The sequence below is a fragment of the Acidovorax sp. CCYZU-2555 genome, assembly GCF_018413525.1.
Lineage (GTDB): Bacteria > Pseudomonadota > Gammaproteobacteria > Burkholderiales > Burkholderiaceae_C > Comamonas.
Window position 1 is genome coordinate 22,866 of the sequence record NZ_JAHCDD010000022.1, and the last position, 25,587, is coordinate 48,452.

The window sequence follows — 25,587 nt, forward strand, 5'->3', positions numbered from 1 at the left end:
GGGGCAGGCGGCTGTCAGAACTTGCTGCGCAGCGTCACCATCACGCTGCGCGGCGCGCCGTAACGGTAGCCGAACTCGTCGTTGTAGTAACGCTTGTCGAACAGGTTCTTGACGTTGAGCGCGAGCGTCGTGCCCTTGGCGATACGGTAGCGCGCAAAGCCTTCCCAAAGTGCTCGCCCGGGCTGGCGGCGTTCGATGCCGTTGTAGTCGTTGCCGGCTGTTCTGCTTTGAATTTCGGTTCCCGCTCCGAACGTCCAGCCCTCGACCAGCGAGTCGTAGGTCGCGAACAGGCGCACGGTATGGTGGGGAATCACGCTGAACTGCTGGCCTTCGTTGGCGGTGGGTTGGCCGTAGGCGTCGCGGTCACGCAAATAAATGGCGTCGGTGTAGGTGTAAGCCGCTGAAGTCTGCAGACCACGGACCAGCTCGCCGGCGACCTCCAGCTCCAGGCCCTGGCTGCGCACCTTTCCGCCGTTGACGTAGCACAGACCGCTGGCGGGCTGCCCTGGGCAGCCTCCGGCAGGGTAGTTTGTGTCGATGGCCGCGCGCCCTGTCTGCTCTATGCGAAAGATCGCGGCAGCGACCGTCGCCCGACCGCCCAGTGCTTCGCCTTTGATTCCCAGTTCGTAATTGCTGCCGATCGCCGGGTCCAGTGCCTTGCCACTCGCCGTGGCATACGTGCTCTGGGGCTGGAAGATGTCGGCGTAACTTGCATACGCGGACCAGGCCGGACTGAGGGCGTAGACAAGGCCCGCAAAGGGAGTGAACTCCTGGCTCTGCTTGCTGACGCTGGTAACTGCTCCCCTGGCGTTGTAGTTGGTGGCCGTGTTCCAGCTGAGCCGTCCACCCAAATTCAACTTGATGGCATCCGTCACCTGGATCACGGAGTTGCCGTAGAGGCTCTGGCTCTGTATCTTGACGGCTCCCGACGGTGTTCTGGAAAAGACTGGTTCGGAAAATCCTTCAAAGAAGGGATTCAACGCATTGAAGGTCTGACCGGTATAGCCGTAGGTAGCAAGGCTGTCGTTGCGGGTTTCGTCCATGAACGAAGCGCCGAATCGCAGTTCCTGGCGATATCCGAGAAATTTCAGCTGCCCTTGAACGCTCGCATCCAGGGCCTGCCTGTCCAGGTCGTAATAGGTGTTGAGCGCAGTCGGGGCACCGGACCCTATCTGCTGGTAGGTGGCCGGATCGACCAGTCGGGATGCGGTTGCAATGCCGATCTCATCGATGAAAGCCCGCTGTTTGTTGAAGGCGAATTTCGCGGCCCAGTCGTTGTCGAAGCGGTGGCGCAGTTCAGCAAACAGCTCCTTGGTCTCGCTTTGATATTCCGACCAGGAAGGACCGTACGAATAGCTGCGCGGCAGGCCCAGGTCGCGGCCGTTGCTGGAAACGGGAATCCCACGGAACAGGTAGAGGCCATCCTGCTCATACGCCTGGTAGCGCAGGCCGGCGGTCAGCGTTGTCGCAGGGGCCAGGTCGGCTTCGATGAGGGCGTAGACCAACGGCACCTTCGAAGAAGCCCGGTCGTAGAAAAAGTCTTTGTCCTCATAGGCCAGCACGGCACGGCCGCGAACACTAGCGCTTTCGTTCAGCGGCCCCGTGGCATCGAGTTCGCCGCGCCGGTAACCCCAGGAGCCAGCCCGGGCCACGAACTCCACCTGTTTTTCGTCCAGTGGTCGCTTGCGCACCATATTGACTGTCAGGCCGGGCGTTCCCGCACCCAGTTGTAGCCCTGCCGCGCCACGCAGGACTTCCACGCGGTCGAGGGTGGCGGGATCTGGCGCCAGCCCTAGGATCTGGTCGAAGCTGCCCACGATCTGCATCCCGTCCATCAGCATCTTGGTGGAGTTGAAGCCGCGGGCAACGTAGCTGCTTTGTCCGCTGTTCAAGAAAACACGGCTGATCCCCGGCGTGGCGATCACCACGTCGTCGAAGTTGCTGAGGTTTTGGTCTTCAAGTCGCTGTCGGGTGACCACGGAGATCGACTGTGGAATATCTTTCAATGGCTGTTCGATACCGGTCATCGAGGCGGCTTTCGCCGCATAGCTGGCAGTGCCCTCGCTCACTGCACTGCGGCTGCTTTGCGCCGTGACCGTCACCGCCGCCATCGCCGCCTCGCGCCCACCGGCCTCGCGCGACGTCAAGGCTGCCGCACTCCTGCGCACCACATACCCCCCGCCCGCGCCCGGAACGGTCTCAAGCCCATGTCCGGCAAGAACCGCTTTCAGTGCGGCCGACAGGCTATAGCTGCCAGCCAGCCCGGCGCTGGTTTTGCCCGCCGTGAGCGCGCCGTCGAACGACAGCCAGATGCCGGCGCTGGTCGCGAGACGGTTGAGCACCTGATCCAGCGTGCCGGCTGCAATGTCGTAGCGCACGCTGGCTTCGGCGCGCGTGGGTGCGGTGCCATCTTGTGCCCAGGCGGGTGCGAAGGCGATGCTGAGGCAGGCCAGCAGCGCGGCGTGGTGCAGCGGTTTCATGCGCAGTGAACGGCCTGCAGCCGAGCGCTTGTCATTTCCCATGGTCATCCGACTTTCCCTCTCATAGTTGAAACGGTGCGACGCGCGTTGAAAACGCGGTCCTTACCTGTTTCCCGAACGAGATCGAAAAAGTGCTACGGCCCACGCAAAAAAGTTTCAGCCCCTGGCCCGCACCGTGACCCACCAGCGCGTGGCCGTGCTTATCTGCAGCGGCAAGGCCTGCGCCAGGATGCGCAGCGCATGGTCGGTGTCGTCGAGCGGGTAGACGCCCGAGACGATGAGATCGCGGACTGCCGGATCGCAGCGCAGCACGCCGCTGCGGTAGCGGCCCAGCTCCGCGAGAAAGTCTTCGAGCCGCATGCGCTCGGCGACCAGCACGCCCTGGGCCCAGGCCGTCGCATTGGCATTCAGCGGCGTGATGGCGTCGACGGACGCCTGGCCGAAGCGCGTCTGCTGGCCCGCGTCGACGCGCTGCCTTGCGGCCATGCCGCCGTTTGCGGGGCTGATTTCCACCGCACCTTGCGCCACGCCCACCTGAATCCAGTCGCCGGTCTGGCGCACGCTGAAGCTGGTGCCCAGCGCGCGCACCGTGCCTTGCGCGGTGTGCACGATGAACGGCCGCGCGCTCGCATCCGTCGCCGTGGTGATGAAGATTTCGCCGTCCAGCAGGCGCACCTGGCGTTCGCCGGCGCTGTAATGCACATCGATGGCGCTGGCGCTGCCCAGCATGATTCGCGTGCCGTCGGGCAGAACGATCTCGCGCCGCTCGCCGCGTGCGCTGCGGTGGTCGGCGAGCACGCGTTGCCATGGCGCGGTTTCGCGCACGGCATACGCGGCCAGGCCGCCGCCGGCCAGCAGACCCGCGATGCCCAGCAGCGCGCGCCGGCGCGCCGTCGATGGCCGCACGCGCAAGGCCTGTCCCGCGGCGGGCCGGGCCAGGGTCTGCAATCGGCTATCCGTGCGCTGCACCTGCGCCCAGGCCTGGGCATGCTCGGGCGCCGCGCCTAGCCATTGCGCAAAGCCATCGCGCTCCTCCTGCGTGACTTCGCCCGACCAGAACGTGACCTGCCATTCGAGCGCCTGGTGCAGCACCGCGTTGCTCATGCGGCCTCCGGGTGCAGCGCCGCATGGCAGGCGAGGGCGGCGCGCAGCATGTATTTGCGCACCGCGCCCACCGAGAGTTCGAGACGGGCGGCGATTTCCGAGTAGGTCAGCCCATCGAGCTGCGACAGCATGAACGTCTCGCGCACCTTGGCCGGCAGACTGCCCAGCGCCGCATCGAGCAGCAGCAGGGCTTCGAGCGCCAGGGCCCGTTCCTCGGGCGAAGGCGCGAGATTTTCGGGCAGCACGGCCAGCGCTTCGAGATAGGCGGCCTCGAGCACGCGGCGGCGGTGCAGGTCTATGACCAGGCCCTTGGCGATCTGCGTCAGATGCGCGCGCGACTGCGCGGCATCGGGCATGCGCCCCGACACGAGAATGCGCACGAACGTGTCCTGGGCCAGATCGGCCGCGTCGAAGGCATTGCCCAGCCGACGGCGCAGCCAGCCCTGCAGCCAGCCGTGGTGGTTGCCGTAAAGGGTCTGAAGGTCCTGGGATGCGTCGCCTGCCGACATGAAAGAGCCGTCTGTCGCGCTGCGACGGTTTGTTAATGAGAACTGTTCTCATGTTAACAAAACTTGCGCGTGCCGGGTTCCAAGCCGGTGGCCGTCTTCAGGGGTTCGGATGCGGCTACGATCGGTTCTCCGTATTTCCTCTCCATGAAAGAACCCCATGCAATTTGCCCTTGTTGCACAAGACTTCAAAGATGACGGCGCACTGGATCGGCGCCTGGCCTGCCGCGAAGCCCACCTCGAACGCGTACGCGTGCTGGCGGCCCAGGGCGGCTTCATCAGCGGCGGGGGCGTGCTCGATGCCAGCGGCAAGATGGTGGGCTCGAACGCGCATTTTTCCTTTGCCGACCGCGCTTCCTTCGACGCCTGGCTCGAGGCAGAGCCTTACATCTTGCAGCGCGTGTGGGAGAAGATCGAGATCAGCGAAGTGCGCCTGTTCAATCCGGCGGCGTGATTCCCGCGACGGCGTGATCGCATGAGATCAATTCTCATTTCGATCCTATAATCCGCCGATTCCCTTGCCGCCACGCATATGCCGTGGCGAAACGGGTTCATTCGTTGGCGGGCTTTGTTCGATTCGTGTTTGAGCGCTATTACCGGGAACTGCTGAACTTTCTTGCCCGCTCCGTGCGCGACCGCGATACCGCGGCCGATCTGGTGCAGGAGAGCTATGCCCGCGTTCTGGCCGCGCAGCAGTCGGGGCAGACGGTGCAGGACCCGCGCGCGCTGCTGTATCGCACGGCGCGCAATCTCGTCATCGACCAGCACCGCCGCGCGGAGACTCGCGCCGAAATCAGCGAAACCGTTTTGGGAGATGACAAAGAGGGCGCTTTTGACGGCCTGCCCGGCCCGCGCTCGCTGGAGCCGGACACCATCCTGGCTTCGCGTGAAGGCCTGGCGGCCGTGGTGGCCGCCATCGACCAGTTGCCCCCGCGCTGCCGCGAGGCCTTTATTCTCTACAGGTTCGACGGCCTGTCGTATGCCGAGATTGCCGCGCAGATGGGAATTTCCACGCGCACGGTGGAAATGCAGTTGCGCATCGCCATGGAAGCCTGCTGGCGCTGCCAGGACGAGCTCGAGGGTGCTGCGCCGCGCAGCGCCGGCAAGAAGCGCGTTTCCCCATAAGCCGCACAATAAACGATGTCCGATACCGGGTTGTGGCCGGTCCGTGCGTCTACATCAGAACACAGTGAGTTTTTCCTCATGATTCCTGCGCCTCCTTCTCCAGCAGACATGTCCGGCTTGCGCCAGGACGTGCTCGACTGGTATGTCCGTCGCCATGGCGATGGCTGGGGCGCGGGCGACGAAACGGCGTTTCAGGCCTGGCTGGCCGCGGACGCGCGCCACGCCCAGGCCTATGCGCAGTGGGCCGCGCATTCGCAGGCGATAGCCGACCTGCCCGCCGATGCGCTGGCGCAGCTGCGCCGCAATCTGCAACGCGACAAGGCGGCGGCCGCGCCGGCGCCGCGCCGGCGTTTTCTGCGGCCCGCGTTGGGCATCGCAGCAGGGCTGGCCATCGCCTGCGGCTCGGGGCTGCTCGCGTGGAATCACCACCAGGCGCAGCCCGTTTTCGCCCAGGCGTTCAGCGCCCCGCGCGGCCAGCAGACCGAAGTCTCCCTGCCCGATGGCAGTCGCCTGCGCCTCGATTCGACCACGCGGCTTGCAGTCACGTATTACCGCCAGCGCCGCGAAGTGCAGTTGCTCGATGGGCAGGCGGTGTTCAGCGTGCAGGGCGATGCGGCCCGACCGTTCCATGTGCTCGCGGGCCCCGTGGGCGTGACCGTGGTCGGCACGCGCTTCGCGGTGCGGCATACGCCCGGCCTGCCAGGCAACGAAGGCGTGCGCGTGTCGGTGGAAGAAGGCAAGGTCCGGGTGGTGCGCCGTGATGGCACGCCAGGCGAGGCGCTGCGCGACCTTCCCGGTGCGGTCTACCTGCGGGCGGGGGAACAGGTCGCAGCGAATGCACAAGGCCGGTTGACGCCGGTGGCTGCCGTGCCCGGCGAAGGCATTGCACTGTGGCGCGACAGCCGCATCAGTTTCGTCGATACACCGCTGGCGCAGGCGCTGGCCGAACTGGAGCGCTATGGCAGCACGGGCCTCACGGTGCGCGATCCCGCCGTGGCCGCGCTGCGCCTGAGTGGCACCTTCGACCCGACCGATGCGCAGACTTTCCGGTTGGCACTGCCCAGCGCGCTGCCCGTGCGGCTCAAGCAGGGCAATGGCACGACCGAAGTGGTGTCGGCGCGCTGAGGCGCAGCACGCCGCACGCAAAAATATTTTGCGGGCCTTACCGTAATTTCGAAAGCCCGTGCGTCTACCTCAATAGCAAATCATTCGCATTGACTATTCAGAGGACGTTCATGAGCCGCCAATTCCTTTCCGCCCCGCTTGCCCTGGCCATCGCGCTGGCGTTCGCGGGCACTTCCGTGCACGCCCAAGACGGCGCCGCGCCTATTGCCTTCTCGATCAAGGCCCAGCCGCTGGCCGAGGCGCTCAACGACTGGGCGCGGCTTACGCGCATTCAACTGATCGCCCAGCAGGACCTGGTCGCGGGCAAGTCCGCGCCCGGCGTATCGGGCGCGTTGACGCCGGACCAGGCGCTGGCGCAGTTGCTCGCAGGCAGCGGGCTGATGGCCACGCGCACGGGCAAGGTGATCGTGATCAAACCACAGCCTGCCGCGGGCAATGCCGCGAGCCTGGCCGAAGTCAAGGTCACGGCGGCCGCGGAACGCAGCGCGACCAGTGACGGCACGGGCTCGTACGCCGCGCGCGGCGCGACGCTGTTCAAGGGCGTGCAGTCGCTGCGCGAGATTCCCCAGTCGATCAGCGTGCTCACGCGCCAGCAGATGGACGACCAGAACATCACCTCCGTCGACGCCGCGCTGGAGCAGATGGCCGGGGTGAGCATCACCGGTCTCGCCGGCGAACCCGTGTTCTGGAGCCGCGGTTACCTCATGAGCGCGCAGATCGACGGCATGCAGGGCACGGCCAACGAAGGCCGCTACGCGAACTCGCTGCCCGCGCTCGCGATGTACGACCGCATCGAAGTGCTGCGCGGCGTGGGCGGGCTGCTGCGCGGCAATGGCGAGCCAGGCGGCGTGATCAACTTCGTCAAGAAGCGCCCGGGCCATGAACCGGCCACTTCGGTGCGCCTGCAGGCTGGTTCGTGGAACAGCTACTACACCGAACTGGACGTTTCGCGCCCGCTCAATGCCGAAGGCACGCTGCGCGGCCGCGCCGTGCTGGCCTATCAGAACGAAGACAAGTTCTACGATGTGGCCACCGACGAGGCCAAGCTGGCCTATGGCGTGCTGGAGTACGACCTCACGCCCGCCACCACGCTGGGCCTGTCGGCTTCATACAGCCGGCGCAACAACACGCCGTTCTGGGGGCTGCCGTACAACAGCGATGGCAGCCTGCCGGCGCGCTCGGCCTTCGTGGGCCATGACCAGGACATGCACACCGAACAGGTCGATGTGGGCCTGTCGCTGGAGCACCGTTTCGACAACGACTGGCGCTTCAAGGCGGGCTACAAGCAGGTGCATCTGGACCGGGCCTACGTCATTGCCTACGGCACCACGCCCATTGCCGCCAACGGCCTGGGCGGCTACCAGTCCGGCAACGACCGCTACGATTCGGTCGATCGATCGCTGGACGTCAGTCTGTCGGGCCCGGTGCAGCTGGGCGGGCGCACGCACAAGTTGACCGTTGGCTATGACCGCCAGTACCAGAACTACACCATGGGCGCGCGCTGGGGTGCGGGCACGGGCTGGGACCTGCTGAACAACCATGACTTCGGAGCCCTCATTCCGGCCGAGGGAAACTTGACGCAGTACCAGACCAGGCGCTCGGGGGTGTATGCCAATGCCCATATCCGCCCGACCGACGACTGGACCGTGGTGCTCGGCGGCCGCTGGTCCAACTACGACACCAAGAACCGTGGCATCACGCTGCCCGCCGATTGGCGCGTGAGCAATGCAAAGGCCGACCACGAGTTCACGCCGTTTGGCGGCGTGATCTGGGACATGAACCCGCAGGTCTCGTTGTACGGCAGCTATGCCGAGATCTTCATGCCGCAAAGCGATGTCGATTACACCGGCCAGGTGCTCAAGCCGCGCACCGGCTGGCAGACCGAACTCGGCGCCAAGGGCGAGTTCTTTGGCGGACGCATGAACGCATCTATTGCGCTGTTTCGCATCCGCGACGAGAACCGCTCCATCGTCGATGTCCTGCGCAGCAACTGCGGGGCCTCGGGCACCGGCGCCTGTCTCACGGCCGCGGGTCTGTGGCAAAGCCAGGGCTGGGAAGCCGAAGTCTCGGGCAGCCCAGCGCGTGGCTGGGATGTGTCCGCGAGCTATACACAAAGCAAGACCGAGGTGCTGCGCGCAGCCAATCCCGCCGCTGAAGGGGTGATGGCCAATGTCAAGACGCCCGAACACCTGCTCAAGCTCTGGACCCAGTACCGCCCGGGCGCCGACCTGTGGGACGGCGCGCTGCAGGGCTGGACCGTGGGCGCCGGCCTATACGGCACCAGCCGCTATGGCTTCAGCACCACCGCGCCATTCCAGGGCGGCTATGCCACGGTCTCGGCCAAGGCCGGCTACCGTATCAGCCCACAATGGGATGTGGCGCTGCTGGTCGGCAACCTGTTCGACCGAAAATACCTGGAGCGCGTCGGCCCTGAGAATTACGCCAACATCTACGGTAAGCCGCGCAACTTCACGCTGACGCTGAACGGCCGCTTCTGACGCAAAGGGGCCGGCATGCCGGCCCCTGCCTCACAGCTTGGGCGTGTACTTCACCGTGAGCATCACGTTGCGTGGCTCGCCGTAGCTCGCGCCCGTGTAGCCGACATAGCCCGGCAGCACATAGCGCTTGTCGAACACATTGTTGACGTTCACGGCCACGTTGAGTTCGCGCGTGGCCTGGTACGACAGGCGCAGATTTCCCACGGTGAAGCCCGCGAGCTTGAACGAGCGGTCATAGCCCAGCGTATGGCTTTGCGTGTTGAAGCCGCCGGCCACCGTCAGCTGGTTCCAGTCGCCGGGCAGGCGATACGAGGCCCAGGCGCGCAGCATGTGCTTGGGCGTGACGGTGCTGAACACCTTGCCTTGCTCTTCAGGGTCGCTGAGGAACTCGGTGGTGTTGTAGGTATAGCCCGCCATCAGCTGCAGATTGCGCGCCACTTCACCGCTGACTTCGGCTTCGAAGCCCTGGCTGCGCACCTTGCCCGAGTTGCGCGAGCAGTACCAGCCGTCGCAGGCAAAGCCGGCTTCGAGGTCATTGACGGCGCGCTTGTTGTGGTCGTAGCGGAATACGGCCAGCGAAGTGTTGACGCGGCCTTCCATCAGCTCGCCCTTGACGCCCAGTTCGTAGTTCTTCCCGATGATGGGCTCGAGCACATTGTCGGCTGCGGTGCGTTCCGACTGCGGCACGAACACGCCCGTGTAGCTGCCATACGCCGACCATTGCGGTGTGAGCGCATACACCAGGCCCGCATAAGGCGTGATTTCGCGCGAGGCCGTGGTCAGCGAGCGCGTGCCCGCCTGCTTGTCGTCATAGATCGAGTCGTACCAGCTCGCGCGCGCGCCGACGATGGCCGTCAGCGGTTCGGTGATGCGGCTGCGCAGGCTGGCGTAGATGCCTTTTTGCTGCACGTCGTAGGCCGCGCGATACTGCCGGCCGCCGCTGGCCAGCATGCTCGCCACCGTGGGCTCGGGGCGGTTGTGGTCGATGGCGAAAAGATTGCCGCCCGTGGTGAACGTGCGCGCGAACATGTCGTCGGACGTGTACTTCGAGTAGTTGGCGCCCACGGTGGTTTCGTGGCGCAGGCCCAGGGCCTCGAAGCGGCCGGTCACATAGGCGTCTAGCCCGACCTTGCTGGAGTCGAAGTCGGTGATCCAGTTGGCATAGGTCATGCCGCTGCCGTCGGCGGCCACGTCGCCGTGCATGCGCTGGTGCTTGGAGGTGTTCTTTTCGCTCAGATGAATGGCCGCGACCTTGAGCTTCCAGTCGGCGTTGAAACGGTGGTCCAGATCGGCGTAGAGCATGGTCTGCTCGATGTTGCCGCGGTTCCACGCGGCGCCGGTGTAGGTGGAGCGCGGCAGGCCCACGTCGCTGCCATCGGCGCGCAGCGGCACGCCGTAGATCATGGGGCGCGACTTGCTGTCCGAGTGGCTCAGGCCCACGCCCACCGTGGTGTCGGGGCTGATGTCGTAATCGAGCGCCGCATACAGCGAGCGCGTGCGGTCGTTGACGTGATCGATGAACGAGTGGCCGCGTGCTTCGTCGACGACCAGGCGCCCGCGCAGTGTGCCTTCGTCGTTCAGAGGACCGCCGGCGTCGAGCTGCAGGCCGTAACGGTCCCAGGAGCCGGCGCGCGCCGTGACCGAAACGGTCTTCTCCGTCTGGCCGCGCTTGCGCACCAGGTTGACCGCGCCGCCCGGGCTGCCCGTGCCCTGCAGCAGGCCAGAGGCGCCGCGCAGCACTTCGAGGCGGTCATAGAACACCATGCCTTCCGTGCCCCAGTTGCCCAGCGCGTAGTTGTTGCGCGGAATGGCCACGCCGTCGTACTGCCAGTCATTGATCTCGAAGCCGCGCGCGAACAGCACCATGCCCTGGCCCACGCCTTGCGCGCCCACCATGCCGGTCACATTGTTGATCGCCACGCGCAGATCGGTGATGGCCTGCTCGTCGAGCTGCTTGCGCGTCACCACGCTGATCGACTGGGGAATGTCCTTGAGCGCCTGGCTGCCCTTGTTGATGGTCACGGCGCGCACCGCCAGCGAGTCCGAACCTTCGGTGGTGGCGCTGCGCTCGGCGCGTGCCGAAACCGTCACCGGGGCCATCGTGACGGCCGTGCCTGCGGGCACGGCCGCACCCGCGCCCGCGGCCTTGCGCAAGACAAACAGGCCGTCGCCGCGCTGTTGCGCTTCGAGGCCGCTGCCCTGCAGCACGCGGCGCAGCGCTTCCTCGTTGCCGTAGCTGCCGCGCAGACCCGGGCTGCGCAGGCCGTCGACCAGCGAAGGCTCGAACGACAGGCCCATGCCCGCGGCCGTGGACAGGCGCAGCAGCGCCTCATCGAGCGGCCCGGGTTCTATCGCATAGGCGCGTTGCACCGGCGCGGCCGAAGAGCTGGTCTGGGCAAACGCGCCGGGCAGGGCGCTGGTGGCCAGCAGCACGGCAATGGCCAGCGCGGAGGGCTGGAAACGAAGCGAGGGCTTGGAAGACATTTTTTCCTTTCGTCATGTACTGATGAACACGACGAACGAAACGCAAAAAGGTATCACGGGGTGGTGCGAATCGGCTCCACGGTCACCCAGTACGCGCTGCGCTCGCGCACTTGTACCGGCAGCGACTCGGCCAGCAGCTGCAGGCTGCGCGCGCGCGCCAGCGCGGGGAAGGTGCCCGAAATGCGCAGATTGGCGACATCGGGGTGGCAGCGCAGAAAGCCCGGGTGGTAGCGGTCCAGCTCGGCAACGAGATCGGCCAGGCGCATGCGGCGTGCGACGACCATGCCCTGGGTCCAGGCTTCATCGGTCAGGCCCGCATGGGCCTGGGCCTGGCCCATGCCGCCGGCGCCGAAGTCCAGACGCTGGCCTGCATTGACGCGTTCCTGCCGGCCCAGTGCGTCGACCTCGACCGCGCCTTCGAACACCACCACACGGCTGTCGTCATCGCGGCCCGCGCGGCGCACCGAAAAGCGCGTGCCTATGGGGCGCACGCTGCCGTCGTGCGTCAGCACGCGCAGCGGCCGGGGCACGGGCGACGGGTCGGGCGCGCTGGTCACGAGAATCTCGCCGCCCAGCAGATGAATCGTGCGCGACTGGGCGTTGAAGTCCACGGCAATCTCCGTGGATGTATTGAGCAGCAGCCGCGTGCCGTCGGCCAGCGTCAGCGGCAGCTGCTCGCCGGTCGCGCTGCGCCAGCGCTCGCCGTCGACGCGCATCTGTTGCCAGCCGAGCCAGCCCGCGGTGGGCAGCAGCGGCAGCCACATCAGGCGCAGCAGATGGCGCCGCCGCGCTGCGGGCTTTTCGAGCGTGGCGCGCAGCGGCCCGCCGGGCAGGTCGCGCAAGTCGCCCATCAAGGCTTCGGCGCGTTGCCAGGCCCGGCCATGCGCGGGGCTGGACGCGCGCCAGCATTCGATGGCTTCCCATTCCTTGGGGCCGGCATCGCCGCCGTGCAGATGGGTCAGCCATTCGGCGGCCTCGCGCAGGATGATCGGGTCTATGGGCGTGTCGGCGCCTGCCGAGTGCGCGCTGCTCATGCCGCGCTCAGGCAGGCGAGAAAGGCCTGGCTCATATGGCGCTTGACTGTAGGCAGCGACACGCCCATCTGCTCGGCAATGTCGGCGTAGACCAGTCCGTCGAGTTGCGAGCTCAGGAAGATGCGGCGCGTGAGCGCAGGCAGGGCGGCCAGGCAGGCGTCTATGCGCAGCAGGGTTTCGACGATCAGCAACTGTGCTTCGGGCGACGGCGCCAGTGGTTCGGGCTGGGCGGCCAGCGCCTCCAGATAGGCGCGTTCGAGTTCCTGGCGACGCCAGTGGTCGGCCACCAGATTGCGCGCAATGGTCGTGAGATAGGCGCGCGGTTCGCGCCAGGCGGCCGTATCCGCGGCCTGGCGGCTGCTGAGTACGCGCAGGAAAGTGTCCTGCGCCAGATCTGCAGCGCGCTCGCCGCAGCCCAGACGGCGGCGCAGCCAGGCACGCAACCAGCCGTGGTGGTCGCTGTACAGGGTTTGGACATTTAGTCGCAGGGCCGCGCCGGCGTCAGACATAGAGATTGCACAAATGAGAAAGATTCTCATTCTAATGGAGCCGCCGAAATTGGTGGCAAAAGCTGTGCGGGCGTTGGCTGCGCCCAACGGTTGCGGCCTGGCCTTCTCTGTAGGCCAATTCTTACCAAACCGTCATGTGGAGTTCATCCCACGCGCGAGGACCGCTTCCTATCATCGGCTCAAATCACCCTGGTGCGACATGCCTGCACTGTTTTGAGAAAGCCGAAAAATGGTTCCCTCTTCCATCCCCGCGATGTCTTCCGCCAAGCTGTTGCGCCCCGGCGTGGCCGCGCTGCTCGTCAGCGCGCTGTTCGCCGCGCCCGCGTTCAGTCAACAGATCGCGGCCGTCAAGGTTGCATCCGTCAAGGTCGCTCCGGCAGCCTTGCGCCTGCTGGAGATCGCGCCCGTGCAGGCGCCTCAATCCAATCAATGGCTGTGGTCGCCCGCGCGCCTTGAATATCCTTCGGGTCAGCTCGACAGCGTGGCTTCGCCCGCCGCGGCGCGCATTACCGCCATCCATGTGCAGCCCGGCCAGGCCGTCAAGGCCGGCGCGCCGCTCGCCACCCTGGTGAGCGCCGATGCGCTGCGCATGCGCCATGAAGTCAGCGCGGCCCAACTCGCCGCCGAAACCAGCCGCGCTGAATTGCAGCGCCAGCAGGACATGGTCGCGCGCGGCGTGGGCACCGAGACCGAACTGCGCGTGGCCCAGGCCCGCAGCAAGGAAACCGCCCAGGAACTGGCGCGTGCGCGCGGCACCGCGGCCCTGCTGGGCTCGGACGGTGGCGATCGCATCGTGCTGCGCGCTCCGCATGCGGGCGTCGTTGCCCAGCACCAGGCGACCATGGGCCAGCAGGCCGAAGCCGGCGCCGTGCTGTTTGCCATCGGCAACCCGCAATCGCTGGGCGTGGTGGCCGAGGTGTTCGAAGCCGATCTGCCGCAGCTCAAGGCGGGCGTCGTCGCCCAGGTCGAACTGTCGACGCAGTCGGCGCCGGTCGCCGCGCGCGTGCTGCAGGTGGGGGCCGTGGTGAATGCCGAATCGCGCCGTGCGCCTGTGCAGCTCGCGCTGACCGACAAGGATCTGCCCCAGGGCCTGCGCGCCGGCATGCAGGCGCGCGTGGGCATTTCCATGGAGCGCTCGCCCGAAATGCGCGTGCCCATCGGCGCGGTGCTGATCCAGGGCGAAAACCGCAGTGTGGTGTTCGTGCAGACCGCCGAGCAGACCTTCGAGCCGCGCGTCGTGAAGTTGGGCTCGCCGGTACGCGGCTGGGTGCCCGTGATCTCTGGTCTCAAGAGCGGCGAGCGCATCGTGGTGCGCGGTGCGTTGCTGCTCGATGGCGCCGCGAGCCAGATGCTTTAAGGACCGGACCCGAGCATGTTGCGCGCATTGATTAATTTCGCCGTCCATCGGCGGCTGGTGGTGCTGTGCGCCACCATTTTTATCGCCATCTACGGCGTCTATTCGTACCTGCACACCGCCATTGAAGCCTATCCCGACGTGACCAACGTCCAGGTGGGCATCATTGCGCAGGCGCCAGGCCTGGCACCCGAGGAAGTCGAACGCCAGATCACCCAGCCGCTGGAGCGCCAGCTCAACGGCACGCCGGGTCTGGTGTCGCTGCGTTCGGAAAGCTATTTCGGCCTGTCGATGGTCAACATGGTCTTCGACGACCATGCGAACAGCTTCACCGCGCGCGCCGAAGTCGCGCAGCGCCTGCCCCAGGCCGATCTGCCCGCGGGCGTGACGCCCGAAATGGCGCCCGACTACACGCCGCTGGGCAAGATCTATTACTACCGCCTCAAGAGCGACCGCCACACGCTGGACCAACTGCGCACCGAGCAGGAATGGAATATCGTGCGCACGCTCAAGCAGGTGCAGGGCGTGGCCGATGTGGTGAGCATCGGCGGCTTCGTCAAGGAGTACCACATCGAAGTGGACCCGGACAAGCTGTATCGCCTGGGACTGTCGCTGGCCGACGTGACCGAAGCCATAGAGAAGTCGAACCGCAACGTCGGTGGCGGCCTGCTGCGCCGTGGTGAACAGTCGTTCATCATCCGCGGCATCGGTCTGCTGCGCTCGCCGCAGGAAATCAAGGAAGTGGTGGTGCAGCTGCGCGGCGGCGCGCCCATCACCATCGGCGATGTCGCCAGCGTGATCCAGTCGCATACGCCGCGCCAGGGCTCGGTGGGCATGGACGACGAAAACGACGTGGTGCAGGGCGTGGTGCTGCTCAAGCGCGGCGAGAACCCTTCGCTGGTGCTCGACGGTCTGCATGAAAAAGTGAAGCTGCTCAACGGCGGCCTGCTGCCCGAAGGCATGCAGATGGAAGTCACCTACGACCGTTCCGACCTCGTGGGCCATACGCTGGCCACGGTGCAGCACAACCTGCTGTTCGGCGCGAGCCTGATCGTCGGCGTGCTGTGGCTGGTGCTGCGCAGCCTGCGCGGCTCGCTGATCGTCGCCACGGTGATTCCTCTGTCGCTGCTCGTGGCCTTCATCGGCCTGCACTGGCTGGGCATGCCCGCCAACCTGATTTCCATGGGGGCCATCGACTTCGGCATCATGGTCGACGGGGCGGTGGTGCTGGCGGAGAACATCATTCGCAACGCGCGGCTGCGCAAGCCCGAGAACCAGCGCGAGATGCGCGCGGTGATCATCGAGTCGACGATTGCCGTCGCCAAGCCCACGCTGTTCGCGATGGCCATCGTGATCGCGGCGTTGATTCCCGTGTTCTCGCTGCAGAGCATCGAAGGCCGGATCTTCCGTCCGCTGGCCATGACCTACAGCTTTGCGCTGCTCGGCGCGCTGGTGTTCGCCCTGGGCCTGGTGCCAGCGCTGTGCGCGCTGCTGCTCAAGCCCAAGCATGTGATGAAGCCCGAGCCTGAAGTGTTCGAGCGCATGGACCATGGCTACCAGCACTGGATCGGCCGCACGCTGGACCGCATCGCGCGTCAGCGCATGGTGGTCTGCGGTGCCATCGTGATCCTGGTGGTCGCGGGCCTGTCGGCGACCAAGCTGGGAACCGAGTTCCTGCCGCAGCTCGATGAAGGCGATGCCTACGTGCTGGTGCAGATGCCGCCGTCGATCTCGCTCGAGAAGGGCCAGGAAGTGCTGGCCGAAGTGCGCCATATCCTGCGCCAGTTCCCCGAAGTGACTTCGGTCAGCACGGAGCAGGGCCGTCCGGAGTCGGGCACCGACAACGAAACCTTGAACATGGCCAAGGCGCTGATCCGCCTCAAGCCGCTGAAAGATTGGCGCAAGGACCTGACCAAGCCCGACCTGATCGAGCAGATGCGCAACGAGCTGGGCGTGATTCCCGGCGTGGCGTTCAACTTCTCGCAGCCCATTCGCGACAGCGTCGAGGAATCGACTTCGGGCGCGCGCGGCCAGGTGGTGCTCAAGGTGTTCGGTCCCGAGATCGATCAGCTGCGCGCCATCCTGATGCAGACCATGGAGCAGGTGCGCCCCATCGAAGGCGTGGTGGATCTGGACCTGTACCGCGATGCGCCCGCACCGCAGCTGCACGTCGAGTTCGACCGCAACGCGCTGGCCCGCCAGGGCATTGCGATGGAAACCGCGCAGAAGACGCTCGAAATGGCGCTGGCCGGTGAACTCGCGACCACGCTGTGGGAAGGCGAGCACCCGGTGCCGGTGCGCGTGCGCCTGCCGTACGTGAACCGCATGGACGAAGCCACGATGCGCGATATCGCTATTCCCACGGCCCAGGGCGGTTCGGTGCCGCTGCATTCGGTCGGCAAGATCAGCGTGAAGATCGGCAATGCGTCCATCTTCCGTGAGAACAACAGCCGCTACATGGCACTGAAGTTCAACGTCGAAGGCCGTGACATCGGCTCGGTGGTCAAGGACACGCTGGCCGCGTTCAAGGCCAACGTCCAGGTGCCCGCGGGCTACCAGGCCGTCTGGGGCGGCGAGTGGGAAAACCAGCAGCGCGCCTCGCGTCGCCTGCAGGTGGTCGTGCCGCTGTCGCTGCTGATCGTCTTCGGTCTGTTGTTCGGCGCGCTGGGCCAGGCGCGCAGCTCGGCGGTGATTTTGCTGTGCGCTCCGTTCGCGATGGTCGGCGGCATTGCCGCGCTGCACCTCACGGGCATCGAGCTGTCGATCAGCGCCGCCATCGGCTTCATCGCCTTGCTGGGCCAGGTCGCCCTGGTCGGCTTGCTGGTGGTGTCGGCGGTCGAGACGCTGCGCCGCGAAGGCATGCCGTTGCGCGAGGCGCTCATACAGGGCACGGCCGAACGCATGCGCTCCGTGCTGCTGGTCGCCACGCTCGCGCTGCTGGGCCTGCTGCCCATGGCCTTGTCGACTGGCGTGGGCAGTGAAACCCAGCGTCCCTTTGCTTCGGTGATCGTCGGCGGCATGCTGGTGCTGCCCGTGGTTGCGCTCGTACTGTTGCCCGTGCTTTATGCCTGGCTCGGCCCCAAGACCTTGAAGAAACCGGATGAGTTGGATGAAAGCCATTAAATCTATAGCGGCCGCCGTGGCCCTCGTGAGCGCGGGCGCCTGCCTGGCCGCGTCGCCGGCGCAGACCTCCGCATCCGTTGCTGCCGCGCCCGCCGCGGTCAGCGCTTCCCAACTGCCGGCGTCGCTGGGCCTGGTCGAGTACCTGGCGCTGGTGCGCAGCCTGCACCCGACGCTGCGCGCCATGCCCTTGCGCCAGCGCATGGAGCAGGCCGACGTGCAGACCGCGGGCACCTGGGCCAATCCCACGGCGCACTACGGTCGCAAGCCTGAAGAGAAAGAATGGGGCGTGGAGCAATCCCTGCCCATCTTCGGCCAGATCGGCATGCGCACCGAAGCCGCCAAGCTCGCGGCCGCGACCGCCGAAGCCGAGCGCGCGGCGCAGGTGCAAGAGATCATGAGCCAGGCGGCCCAGCGTTTCGCGCAGCTGCTGCTGGACCAGGAAAAGCTCAACGCCAAGCAGCAGGCCATGGCCCAGCTGGAGCAGGCCGCCAAGGTGGTGCAGGGCCAGATCCAGCTCGGCGGGCGCAGCCGCTACGACGGCGCGCGCGTCGAACTGCAGCGCGCCCAGATGCAGGTGCAGCTCGAGCAGCAGGAAGCCCAGACGCTGGCCGCGCGCGCCGCGCTGGCAGAACTGCTGGCGCTGCCGAACTGGACGCCCGAGGCCGTGGGCAGCCTGCTGCCCGCCAAGGTCGCTGCGCAGGAGCCGACATTCGACGCCATGTGGCTGCAGGCGCAGGAGCGGCTCGCGCCGCTGCAGGCCGCGCATGCCAAGGTGGTGCAGGCCGAGCAGTTCACGCGCCAGCAGGCGCGCGAAGCCCTGCCCACGCCTACCGTGGGCGTGACGCGGGTGCGCGGCCGCCAGGAGACGTATGGCTATAACCAAGTCGGCATCTCGATCGAGCTGCCGCTGTTCGATCGCAAGCAGGGCCCGATCGAGCGCGCCCGGCTGGAGCACGCGCAGGCGCTGCTTGAGGAAGACGCCGCGCAGCAGCTGGCCCGCCAGCAGCTGCAGCAGGCGCTGCGCCAGCGCAATCTGCTGCGCAAGTCGCTCACGAGCTTCGAGTCGCGCGGTCTGACGCAGCTCGCACCGCTGCGCCAGATGGCGCAGGACGCCTACCGCCTGGGCCAAAGCTCCATTCTGGAATGGCTGGACGCGATGGATTCGGTCTCCACGCACCAGCAGGAATACCTCGATCTGACGCTGCAGGCATGGCAGGCCGAATGGGCGCTCAATGCCGCGCGCGGCCAGTTGCCACTGGCTGATGGGGTCGTGGGCAATGGCTGCGTTGCGCCCGGCTGTTTATAGTTCGGGGATTTGCTCCTGACCGCACCCCAGCCCATGCCGCGCTTTCTCATCATCGAAGACGACACCCAGAACGCCCGCTTTCTGGCCGAAGGCATGCGTGAACTGCAAGCCGAAGTCTGCGTCTGCCCCGACGGGGTGCAGGGGCTGACCCAGGCCGTGACGGGCCACTGGGATGCGATCGTGCTCGATCGCATGCTGCCCGACGGTTTCGACGGCATCAAGATCCTGCAGGCGCTGCGCGGCATGGGCAACACCACGCCCGTGCTGGTGCTCAGCGCGCTGTCGGCGACCGACGAGCGCGTGCGCTGCCTCAAGGCCGGCTGCGACGACTACCTGACCAAGCCGTTCGCGTTCTCCGAACTCCAGGCGCGGATCGAAGCGCTGCTGCGCCGCGTGCAATCGACCGCGCCCGTGCCCGTGCTCGAAGTAGGCGATCTGCGGCTCGATCTGCTGAGCCGCCATGCCGAACGCGGCGGGCGCACGCTGCAACTGCAGCCGCGCGAGTTTCGCCTGCTGGCTTTCCTGGCGCGCCATGTCGACCACACCGTCACGCGCACCATGCTGCTGGAGTCGGTCTGGGATTACCGCTTCGATCCGCAGACCAATGTGATCGACGTGCACATCAGCCGGCTGCGCAACAAGGTCGACAAAGGCTTCGAGCAGCCGCTGATCCACACCGTGCGCGGCGTGGGCTATTGCCTCTCGACCCAGACACCCGGGCTATGAGCCTGATGAACGCGGCCAGGCGTCCCTGGAGTTCCATTGCCTTTCGTCTGGCGCTGAGCTACGGCGGCCTGCTGCTGCTGACGCTGGTGGTGGTGCTGACCATCTTCTATGTGCAGATGGTCAGCGTGTTCAGCCAGCGCATGGACCGTGAAGCCAAGATGGATTTGCAGCGCCTGGAGCAGCATGCGCTGCATTACGGCGAAGAGTCGCTGTCCAACGAAATCAGCCGCCTGCTCAGCGACGGCGTCGACAGCCAGACGGAAATCGCCATCCTCACCGATCGCGACGGAAACGTACTCATAGGCAATGCGCGCGTGCTGCGCGATCGCCGCATGAGCACTTTCGGCCTGCGCGAGCTGCCGCTAGAACGCTATGGCCGCAGAATGACGGGGCGCGTGGCGGTGTCGCAATTGCCCAGCGGCAATCTGCTGGTGGTCGGCAGCGACATGGATGCGCTGCAGGACATAGAGCAACGTTTCATGAACGCCAGCCTGACCGCGGCGGTGATCGTCGTGATCCTGGCGATCTGGGGCAGCATAGGTTTCGGGCGGCTGGTCGATGACCGCGCGGCCAGCATACGTCACACCATGCTGCAGGTCGCGAACGGCGATCTGGGCCAGCGCATTCCATTGTCCGACGACGAAGACGAGTTCACCCGCCTGGGCCGCGACATCAACAAGATGCTCGACCAGATCGAGCTGCTGATGGACGGCGTGCGCCATGTCTCCAACACCATTGCCCACAACCTGCGCACGCCGCTCACCAGAGTGCTGCTGCAGCTGCGCAGCGCGCGCCATCTGGACGGCAATGAACAGCAGCGCCTGCTCGAACACCTGGAGCAGGAAGTGCAGGCCCTGGGCACGGTGTTCGACAAGCTGCTGCAGATTGCCGAACTCGAATCGGGCATGCGCCGCCAGGAGTTCGGCGTGGTCGACATGCAGGGCCTGCTGGCCGACATTGCCGATCTCTACGCGCCGGTTGCCGAGGAAACGGGCTCCCATCTCGAAGTCGTGGTCGAGGGCCATCCGTGCGCGCTGGCCGATGCCGATCTGCTGGCCAATGCGCTCGCCAACCTGGTCGAGAACGCGCTCAAGTACGCGTGCCAGCAGGACGGCGGCCACTTGCGCATCACGGCCCGGCAGGACGGCGACATGATTGATCTGCGCCTGCAGGACAACGGCCCGGGCGTGCCCGCGGAGCGGCTGCCGCACATCACCGACCGCTTCTACCGCGCCCACGAGCGCCAGCCCGGCCACGGCCTGGGACTGTCGAGCGTGCAGGCGATCGTGCAATTGCACAACGGCAGCTTGCACTTCACCAATCTCACACCGGGTTTTGAAGTGCAGCTGCGCCTGCCGGCCGTGCCCGGCGTGGAGCGCGCCTAGGACTCAGGTCCGCAGCGTGCGCCGCGTGCTGAAAAAGGCGGCCACGCGCGCGCGCCAGTCCGGGCTCGCCGGCTCGGCCAGGGGCGCGGGCGCCGGGCTGCAGCGCAGCTGGGCCGGGCCGCCCAGCGCCATGATTTGCAGCCGCAGCGGCGCGGGGGCGCGCCAGCTCTGGCCGGCCTGCAGCCGCAGTTGCAGCCCGGCCATGGCCTCGATGCCGGCCAGCGCCGACGTGTTCAGCTGCAGCGTGCCGCTGGCACAGAACAGTTCATCACCCGCGGCAAAAGCGCGGGTCAGGGTCTGGCCGCAGGCCAGTGGCGCAAGGGCAGGAGCGGGGGCGGAGTGTTGCATGCGAGGACTCGTTCGGTGTGCTGTTTCGGTGCTGCAAGCGTAAGTCCGTCGCTGTTTGCATAACAGACACAGCAGCCGGCCTTGTCGACCGCAGCAGCGCAGCTTGTGCTCGTCTGTTCTGGTCGGTCAAGACTGAATCTGTATCTGTTCCAGAACAGCCGGAACAGGCATGATGCAATGCCTGAGCTCTCTTGTTCCATGCCCCATGCTGCTGCCCCTCGCCGAACCGACTTCCGACGCCTCGCTGCCGCTGTACCAGCGCATTGCGGCCGATTACGCGCATGCAATGGCCATGGGCGCGCTGCAAGTCGGCGAGCGCATGCCTTCGGTGCGCGAAGTGATGCGCCGCCACACCGTGAGCCTGTCGACGGCCCTGCAGATGCTGCGCCACCTCGAAGCCGCGGGCCATCTGGAGGCGCGCGAGCGCGTGGGCTATTTCGTGCGCAGCGCCCATGGCGGCGCGCTCGCGCCCAACAGCGAACCCGATCTGAGCCAGCCCGTCGAAGGCATCGATCAGGCGCATTTCATAGGCATCAACGCGCATATCTCGTTGCTGCTGGAGCAGGGCCGCCAGGCGCAGGTGCATACCGACATCGGCGGCTGCACGCCGCCGCCGGGACTGTTCGATCACCACTACCTCAACCGCATCGTCGCCAAGCTGCTGCGCGACGACCCCACGCTGCTGGTGCAGGGCCGTTCACTGCTGGCGAATCAGGGCAACCACCCCGATTTCCAGCAGGCCATGGCGCGGCGCGCGCTGGCCTCGGGCATTCGCGTGGCGCCCGTCGATGTGCTGGCCACCACCGGCAATTCGGAAGCCGTGGCGCTGGCCCTGGCCGCGGTGTGCGCGCCCGGCGACATGGTGGCCGTCGAGTCGCCCACCTACTACGGCCTGCTGCAAGTCGTCGAGTCGCTGCAGCTGCAGACGCTGGAAATTCCCTGCAGCCCGCGCACGGGCATGTCGATCGAAGCGCTCGAACTCGCGTTCCAGACCCAGCCGCGCCTGAAGGCCGTGGTGGTCGTGCCCGAGTTGCAGATGCCGCTGGGCGCGCGCATGCCCGACGCGCACAAGGCGCGCATGGTGGCGCTGTGCGCGGCCCATGGCGCGGCCTTGATCGAAGACGATTCGTATGGCCTGTTCGTCGAAACCGATCAGGTGGTCAAGCCGCTCAAGGCCTGGGACAACACGTCGGGCCATGTGATCTATTGCCAGGCGTTCAACAAGAGCCTGGCTCCGGGCCTGCGCCAGGGCTGGATGAACGGCGGGCGCTGGCATGGCCGCGTGCAGATGCTCAAGTTCGCCCAGAGCCGCAACACGCAGACGTTGGGCCAGCTGGTGGTCGCCGAAGTGCTGGGCTCGCCCACGCACCAGCGCAGCCTGGTCAAGCTCAAACAGCAGCTGCGCACCCAGCGCGAAGGCATGGCGCGGCTGGTGGCGCGCTACTTTCCGCTGGGCACGCGCCTGAGCCTGCCGCCCGGCGGCCTGTGCCTGTGGCTGGAACTGCCCGAAGGTTTTTCGAGCGCCGCGCTGTTCACCGAGGCCCTGGCCCAGGGCATACGCATTGCGCCGGGCAGCATGTTCTCCAACTCGGGCCGCTACGAACACTGCCTGCGTCTGGCCTGCACGCATCCCGTCACGCCCGCGATGGAGCAGGTGTGCCGAACGCTGGGGGCGATGGCCTGCGCGCAGCTGGGGCAGGGCGCGCGCGGGTGAGTGTCATTCTTGCTTGAGGGCAGGACGCTCACGGTTCGACGCGCCCGGCCAGGGGCGCTCACCATGAACGGGTTCGGAATATCGTGCGCTGATTTTTTCCGTTCGCCCTGAGCCTGTCGAAGGGTGAACGGCCTGCGCTCGAGGCATGAGGACAGGCCGTTCATGGTTCGACAGGCTCACCACGAACGGGTCACAGTTTTGCCGCCGTTTGCCCAAGCCGACCACCTTCTAAGTCATTGATTTAGTTGAAGGAAAGCTGTTTCTTGAGAGCCTGCCTCGCCGGCCGCGTCGAAGGGTGAGCGGCCTGTACTCAAAAAAGAGTCACAGGCCGCTCCACTCACCCCCGATTCTTGAGCAGCGCCGACCCGCTGCTGGTCATCGCCAACTCCTGCGTGGTCTGCAGCAGCGCCGGGCCCAGCGCCGCCATGCGCTCCTCGGTCAGGCGCATCAGCGGGCCGGCGATGGTCACTACGCCGATGACCGGGCCGTTGCCGCGGCGAATCGGCGCGGCCATGGCGCTCATGCCGGGGGCGAAGACTTCGACGATGCGGCTGAAGCCGTGCAGGCGCGTGGCTTCGAGGTGGGCCAGCAAGGCCTTGACCGTGGTCGGCGCATTCGGGCCGAAGTCCTGCGGCTGGCCGAAGCCCTGGCGCGACACCAGGGCCAGCGCCTGTTCGTCGCTCATGGTCGCGAGCCAGGCATGGCCGGCAGCGCTGCATGACAGATTGACCGACAGCCCCATGTCCGGGTCATAGCGCAGGCCGCGCAGCGCGCCCTGGGCCTTGGCGACGAACGTCAGCTCATCGCCGTCGACCACACCCAGGCGCACCAGCTCGCCGGATTCGCCGGCCAGGCGGTCGAGCAGCGGCTGGGCGATGTCGACGATGCCGCTGGCGCTCAGAAAACCCAGGCCCAGCGAGACCAGCTTGATGGTCAGCATGTAGTTGCCCTGGCTGTGCTCCTGGCGCACATAGCCGCAGCGGCTGAGCTCGGCGAGCAGCCGGTGCGTGGCGCTCAGCGGCATGTCCAGTTCGGTGGACAGACTGGAAATGGCTTTGCCTTCGGGATGAACGGCCAGATGTTCCAGGACTTTGAAACTGCGTTCAAGGATATTGCTCATGCGGTGCGACTTTCAAGCGGGGGGCAGACGGGTGCCATCTGCTGATTTGTACGAGAAATTTTTGATAAATGATAAAGGGTTTCTACTGTGGAATCAGTTTCCACTTTTTAATTACCATCGGTATCAATCGCTGGGCCTGCCCGGTCCTGTCCGTTGATTTTTCCTTGGAGGTGTTTTATGCGCATTCCTGCCCGTATCGCTCTGGCCGCCGGCCTGTCCCTGCTTTTTGCCTTGCCTGCGAGCGCGCAGCAAGAGCGCGTGATCCGCTTTGGTCACTTGAACAATGCCGACCATCCGGTGAGTTTCGGCGTCAAGCGCTTTGGTGAAATCCTCGCCACCAAGAGCGGCGGCAAGATGAAGGTCATGGAGTTCCCGGCCTCGCAGCTGGGCAACGAGATGCAGCAGCAATCGGCGCTGCAAGGCGGCGTGCAGCAGATGTCGGCGCCGGCCACCACGTCGCTGGCCGGCATCATCAAGGAATTCGGCCTGGTCGATTTCCCGTTCTCGGTCGCCAACTACGCCCAGGCCGATGCGCTGCTCGACGGTCCGCTGGGCCAGGCGCTGATCGCCAAGCTGCCCGAAAAAGGCCTGGTCGCTCTCGGCTACTGGGACCTGGGCTTTCGCAACGTCACCAACAGCAAGCGCGCGATCACCAAGCCCGAAGACTTCGACGGCCTCAAGCTGCGCGTGATTCCCAACCCGGTGTTCCTCGATACCTTCAAGGCGTTCAAGGCCAACCCCGTGCCCATGCCGTTCGCCGAACTCTATGGCGCGCTCGAAGCCAAGGCCGTCGACGGCCAGGAAAACCCGTTCGCCGTGATCCTGTCGAACAAGTTCTACGAAGTGCAGAAGTTCGTCAGCGCGACCAACCATGTCTACGCGGCCAACATCGTGCTGGTCAGCAAGAAGTTCTGGGACCAGCTGACGCCGGCCGAGCAGAAGATGATGAACGAGGCCGCGAACGAGTCGCGCGGCTACCAGCGCCAGGTCAGCCGCGCGGCCGCGCAAAAGGCCGTGGGCGAACTGCAGGCCAAGGGCCTGCAATACAACGAGCTGTCGGCCGCCGAACAGGCGCGCATGCAGCAGATCGCCAAGCCCGTGATCGACCGTTTCGCCGCGACCTACGACCCCGCCATCGTCAAGCTCTACAACGACGAACTGGCCCGCATCCGCAAGTGAGCATCGCATGAAAATTCTTGTTCTCAACGGTCCCAATCTGAACCTGTTCGGACGGCGTGAACCGCATATCTACGGCACGACCACGCTGGTGCAGATCAACGAGCGCCTCGAAAAGCTCGCCCAGGAGCTGGGCGTGACGCTCGACATCATGCAGTCGAACCACGAAGGCGCGCTGATCGATTTCCTGCACGCCAACATCGACAGCGCCCAGGGCGCGCTGGTGAACCCGGCCGGCCTCACGCAGCATGGCGTGCCGCTGCACGATGCGATCAAGGCCATGCCTTTCCCGGTGATCGAAGTGCACATGTCGAACATCGCCGCGCGTGAAGCCTGGCGCGTGCATTCGATCATCTCGCCCGCGGTCAAGGCCACGGTGCAGGGCTTTGGCCCGCATTCCTACTTCGCCGGCCTGCGCGCGCTGGTCGACAGCCTGCGCGAAGCCAAGGCCTGACGCCGCGGCCCCCGCC

The 25,587-nt window shown here is 66.2% G+C and carries 20 protein-coding genes; 12 read left to right on the forward strand and 8 right to left on the reverse strand.

Going from position 1 to position 25,587, the window contains the following annotated elements:
• Positions 1-14: 14 nt before the first annotated feature.
• The 3 genes from KHY18_RS10020 to KHY18_RS10030 form a co-directional block, all read right to left on the reverse strand.
• Entirely contained in the window at positions 15-2,522 is a 2,508-nt protein-coding gene (locus KHY18_RS10020) for a TonB-dependent siderophore receptor (RefSeq protein ID WP_213298796.1), read from the reverse strand.
• A 114-nt stretch (positions 2,523-2,636) separates the two neighbouring features.
• Positions 2,637-3,584: a FecR domain-containing protein gene (locus KHY18_RS10025; RefSeq protein ID WP_213298798.1), complete on the reverse strand. Its 948-nt coding sequence runs from the start codon at positions 3,582-3,584 to the stop codon at positions 2,637-2,639.
• Positions 3,581-4,093, reverse strand: a complete 513-nt coding sequence (locus KHY18_RS10030; protein WP_213298799.1) for a sigma-70 family RNA polymerase sigma factor — start codon at positions 4,091-4,093, stop codon at positions 3,581-3,583. The genes KHY18_RS10025 and KHY18_RS10030 overlap by 4 nt, the downstream gene beginning before the upstream one ends.
• Positions 4,094-4,250: 157 nt before the next feature.
• Between KHY18_RS10030 and KHY18_RS10035 the strand changes: the two genes are divergently transcribed.
• The 4 genes from KHY18_RS10035 to KHY18_RS10050 all read left to right on the forward strand — a co-directional run bounded on the left by KHY18_RS10035 (position 4,251) and on the right by KHY18_RS10050 (position 8,838).
• Positions 4,251-4,544 (forward strand): YciI family protein, encoded by a 294-nt coding sequence (locus KHY18_RS10035; RefSeq protein ID WP_213298801.1) that lies wholly within the window; start codon positions 4,251-4,253, stop codon positions 4,542-4,544.
• A 125-nt stretch (positions 4,545-4,669) separates the two neighbouring features.
• Positions 4,670-5,215 carry an RNA polymerase sigma factor gene (locus KHY18_RS10040; RefSeq protein WP_213298803.1) on the forward strand — a complete coding sequence of 182 codons (546 nt, stop codon included), beginning with the start codon at positions 4,670-4,672 and terminating at the stop codon, positions 5,213-5,215.
• A 108-nt stretch (positions 5,216-5,323) separates the two neighbouring features.
• Positions 5,324-6,340, forward strand: a complete 1,017-nt coding sequence (locus tag KHY18_RS10045; protein WP_249729027.1) for a FecR family protein — start codon at positions 5,324-5,326, stop codon at positions 6,338-6,340.
• A gap of 110 nt (positions 6,341-6,450) precedes the next feature.
• Positions 6,451-8,838 carry a TonB-dependent siderophore receptor gene (locus tag KHY18_RS10050; protein ID WP_213298808.1) on the forward strand — a complete coding sequence of 796 codons (2,388 nt, stop codon included), beginning with the start codon at positions 6,451-6,453 and terminating at the stop codon, positions 8,836-8,838.
• Between the two features lie 30 nt (positions 8,839-8,868).
• Here KHY18_RS10050 and KHY18_RS10055 read toward each other — a convergent pair whose 3' ends face one another.
• Genes KHY18_RS10055 through KHY18_RS10065 form a run of 3 tightly spaced genes read right to left on the reverse strand, consistent with a single transcriptional unit; the run spans position 8,869 to position 12,865 of the window.
• Positions 8,869-11,322, reverse strand: coding sequence for a TonB-dependent siderophore receptor (locus KHY18_RS10055; RefSeq protein WP_213298811.1), 2,454 nt, complete (start codon positions 11,320-11,322; stop codon positions 8,869-8,871).
• A gap of 53 nt (positions 11,323-11,375) precedes the next feature.
• Positions 11,376-12,356, reverse strand: a complete 981-nt coding sequence (locus KHY18_RS10060) for a FecR domain-containing protein (protein WP_213298814.1) — start codon at positions 12,354-12,356, stop codon at positions 11,376-11,378.
• Positions 12,353-12,865: a sigma-70 family RNA polymerase sigma factor gene (locus KHY18_RS10065; RefSeq protein ID WP_213298816.1), complete on the reverse strand. Its 513-nt coding sequence runs from the start codon at positions 12,863-12,865 to the stop codon at positions 12,353-12,355. Before KHY18_RS10065 ends, KHY18_RS10060 begins: the two co-directional genes overlap by 4 nt.
• Before the next feature lie 229 nt (positions 12,866-13,094).
• Between KHY18_RS10065 and KHY18_RS10070 the strand changes: the two genes are divergently transcribed.
• The 5 genes from KHY18_RS10070 to KHY18_RS10090 are packed head-to-tail and all read left to right on the forward strand — an operon-like array spanning position 13,095 to position 20,759.
• On the forward strand, positions 13,095-14,222 hold the full coding sequence (locus KHY18_RS10070) for an efflux RND transporter periplasmic adaptor subunit (RefSeq protein ID WP_213298819.1): 1,128 nt from the start codon (positions 13,095-13,097) through the stop codon (positions 14,220-14,222).
• Positions 14,223-14,237: 15 nt separating this feature from the next.
• On the forward strand, positions 14,238-17,342 hold the full coding sequence (locus tag KHY18_RS10075) for an efflux RND transporter permease subunit (protein ID WP_213298822.1): 3,105 nt from the start codon (positions 14,238-14,240) through the stop codon (positions 17,340-17,342).
• Positions 17,329-18,648 carry a TolC family protein gene (locus KHY18_RS10080; RefSeq protein WP_213298825.1) on the forward strand — a complete coding sequence of 440 codons (1,320 nt, stop codon included), beginning with the start codon at positions 17,329-17,331 and terminating at the stop codon, positions 18,646-18,648. The genes KHY18_RS10075 and KHY18_RS10080 overlap by 14 nt, the downstream gene beginning before the upstream one ends.
• Positions 18,649-18,681: 33 nt before the next feature.
• Complete coding sequence (locus KHY18_RS10085; RefSeq protein ID WP_213298828.1) at positions 18,682-19,374, forward strand: response regulator transcription factor; 693 nt, start codon at positions 18,682-18,684, stop codon at positions 19,372-19,374.
• Positions 19,371-20,759 (forward strand): sensor histidine kinase, encoded by a 1,389-nt coding sequence (locus KHY18_RS10090; protein ID WP_213298831.1) that lies wholly within the window; start codon positions 19,371-19,373, stop codon positions 20,757-20,759. Before KHY18_RS10085 ends, KHY18_RS10090 begins: the two co-directional genes overlap by 4 nt.
• Before the next feature lie 3 nt (positions 20,760-20,762).
• On the opposite strand, the gene KHY18_RS10095 is transcribed toward KHY18_RS10090, so the two are convergent.
• Positions 20,763-21,107 (reverse strand): hypothetical protein, encoded by a 345-nt coding sequence (locus tag KHY18_RS10095; RefSeq protein WP_213298834.1) that lies wholly within the window; start codon positions 21,105-21,107, stop codon positions 20,763-20,765.
• Between the two features lie 205 nt (positions 21,108-21,312).
• Here KHY18_RS10095 and KHY18_RS10100 point away from each other — a divergent pair, with 205 nt between their 5' ends.
• Positions 21,313-22,821 (forward strand): aminotransferase-like domain-containing protein, encoded by a 1,509-nt coding sequence (locus tag KHY18_RS10100; RefSeq protein WP_213298837.1) that lies wholly within the window; start codon positions 21,313-21,315, stop codon positions 22,819-22,821.
• 337 nt (positions 22,822-23,158) lie between these two features.
• On the opposite strand, the gene KHY18_RS10105 is transcribed toward KHY18_RS10100, so the two are convergent.
• Positions 23,159-23,941: an IclR family transcriptional regulator gene (locus KHY18_RS10105; RefSeq protein ID WP_213298840.1), complete on the reverse strand. Its 783-nt coding sequence runs from the start codon at positions 23,939-23,941 to the stop codon at positions 23,159-23,161.
• 177 nt (positions 23,942-24,118) lie between these two features.
• Between KHY18_RS10105 and KHY18_RS10110 the strand changes: the two genes are divergently transcribed.
• Both KHY18_RS10110 and KHY18_RS10115 read left to right on the forward strand, forming a co-directional pair.
• Positions 24,119-25,120: a TRAP transporter substrate-binding protein gene (locus KHY18_RS10110; RefSeq protein ID WP_213298843.1), complete on the forward strand. Its 1,002-nt coding sequence runs from the start codon at positions 24,119-24,121 to the stop codon at positions 25,118-25,120.
• A gap of 7 nt (positions 25,121-25,127) precedes the next feature.
• A complete protein-coding gene (locus tag KHY18_RS10115) occupies positions 25,128-25,571 on the forward strand; it encodes a type II 3-dehydroquinate dehydratase (protein WP_213298846.1) in 444 nt (147 codons plus the stop codon).
• Positions 25,572-25,587: the final 16 nt, after the last annotated feature.

Excerpts from the sequence above, each read along its gene's own strand:
- KHY18_RS10020 (WP_213298796.1), bottom strand. The coding sequence starts at position 2,522 with ATGGGAAATGACAAGCGCTCGGCTGCAGGCCGTTCACTGCGCATGAAA.
- KHY18_RS10025 (WP_213298798.1), bottom strand. The coding sequence starts at position 3,584 with ATGAGCAACGCGGTGCTGCACCAGGCGCTCGAATGGCAGGTCACGTTC.
- KHY18_RS10030 (WP_213298799.1), bottom strand. The coding sequence starts at position 4,093 with ATGTCGGCAGGCGACGCATCCCAGGACCTTCAGACCCTTTACGGCAAC.
- KHY18_RS10035 (WP_213298801.1), top strand. The coding sequence starts at position 4,251 with ATGCAATTTGCCCTTGTTGCACAAGACTTCAAAGATGACGGCGCACTG.
- KHY18_RS10045 (WP_249729027.1), top strand. The coding sequence starts at position 5,324 with ATGTCCGGCTTGCGCCAGGACGTGCTCGACTGGTATGTCCGTCGCCAT.
- KHY18_RS10050 (WP_213298808.1), top strand. The coding sequence starts at position 6,451 with ATGAGCCGCCAATTCCTTTCCGCCCCGCTTGCCCTGGCCATCGCGCTG.
- KHY18_RS10055 (WP_213298811.1), bottom strand. The coding sequence starts at position 11,322 with ATGTCTTCCAAGCCCTCGCTTCGTTTCCAGCCCTCCGCGCTGGCCATT.
- KHY18_RS10060 (WP_213298814.1), bottom strand. The coding sequence starts at position 12,356 with ATGAGCAGCGCGCACTCGGCAGGCGCCGACACGCCCATAGACCCGATC.
- KHY18_RS10065 (WP_213298816.1), bottom strand. The coding sequence starts at position 12,865 with ATGTCTGACGCCGGCGCGGCCCTGCGACTAAATGTCCAAACCCTGTAC.
- KHY18_RS10070 (WP_213298819.1), top strand. The coding sequence starts at position 13,095 with ATGGTTCCCTCTTCCATCCCCGCGATGTCTTCCGCCAAGCTGTTGCGC.
- KHY18_RS10075 (WP_213298822.1), top strand. The coding sequence starts at position 14,238 with ATGTTGCGCGCATTGATTAATTTCGCCGTCCATCGGCGGCTGGTGGTG.
- KHY18_RS10080 (WP_213298825.1), top strand. The coding sequence starts at position 17,329 with ATGAAAGCCATTAAATCTATAGCGGCCGCCGTGGCCCTCGTGAGCGCG.
- KHY18_RS10085 (WP_213298828.1), top strand. The coding sequence starts at position 18,682 with ATGCCGCGCTTTCTCATCATCGAAGACGACACCCAGAACGCCCGCTTT.
- KHY18_RS10090 (WP_213298831.1), top strand. The coding sequence starts at position 19,371 with ATGAGCCTGATGAACGCGGCCAGGCGTCCCTGGAGTTCCATTGCCTTT.
- KHY18_RS10095 (WP_213298834.1), bottom strand. The coding sequence starts at position 21,107 with ATGCAACACTCCGCCCCCGCTCCTGCCCTTGCGCCACTGGCCTGCGGC.
- KHY18_RS10100 (WP_213298837.1), top strand. The coding sequence starts at position 21,313 with ATGCTGCTGCCCCTCGCCGAACCGACTTCCGACGCCTCGCTGCCGCTG.
- KHY18_RS10105 (WP_213298840.1), bottom strand. The coding sequence starts at position 23,941 with ATGAGCAATATCCTTGAACGCAGTTTCAAAGTCCTGGAACATCTGGCC.
- KHY18_RS10110 (WP_213298843.1), top strand. The coding sequence starts at position 24,119 with ATGCGCATTCCTGCCCGTATCGCTCTGGCCGCCGGCCTGTCCCTGCTT.
- KHY18_RS10115 (WP_213298846.1), top strand. The coding sequence starts at position 25,128 with ATGAAAATTCTTGTTCTCAACGGTCCCAATCTGAACCTGTTCGGACGG.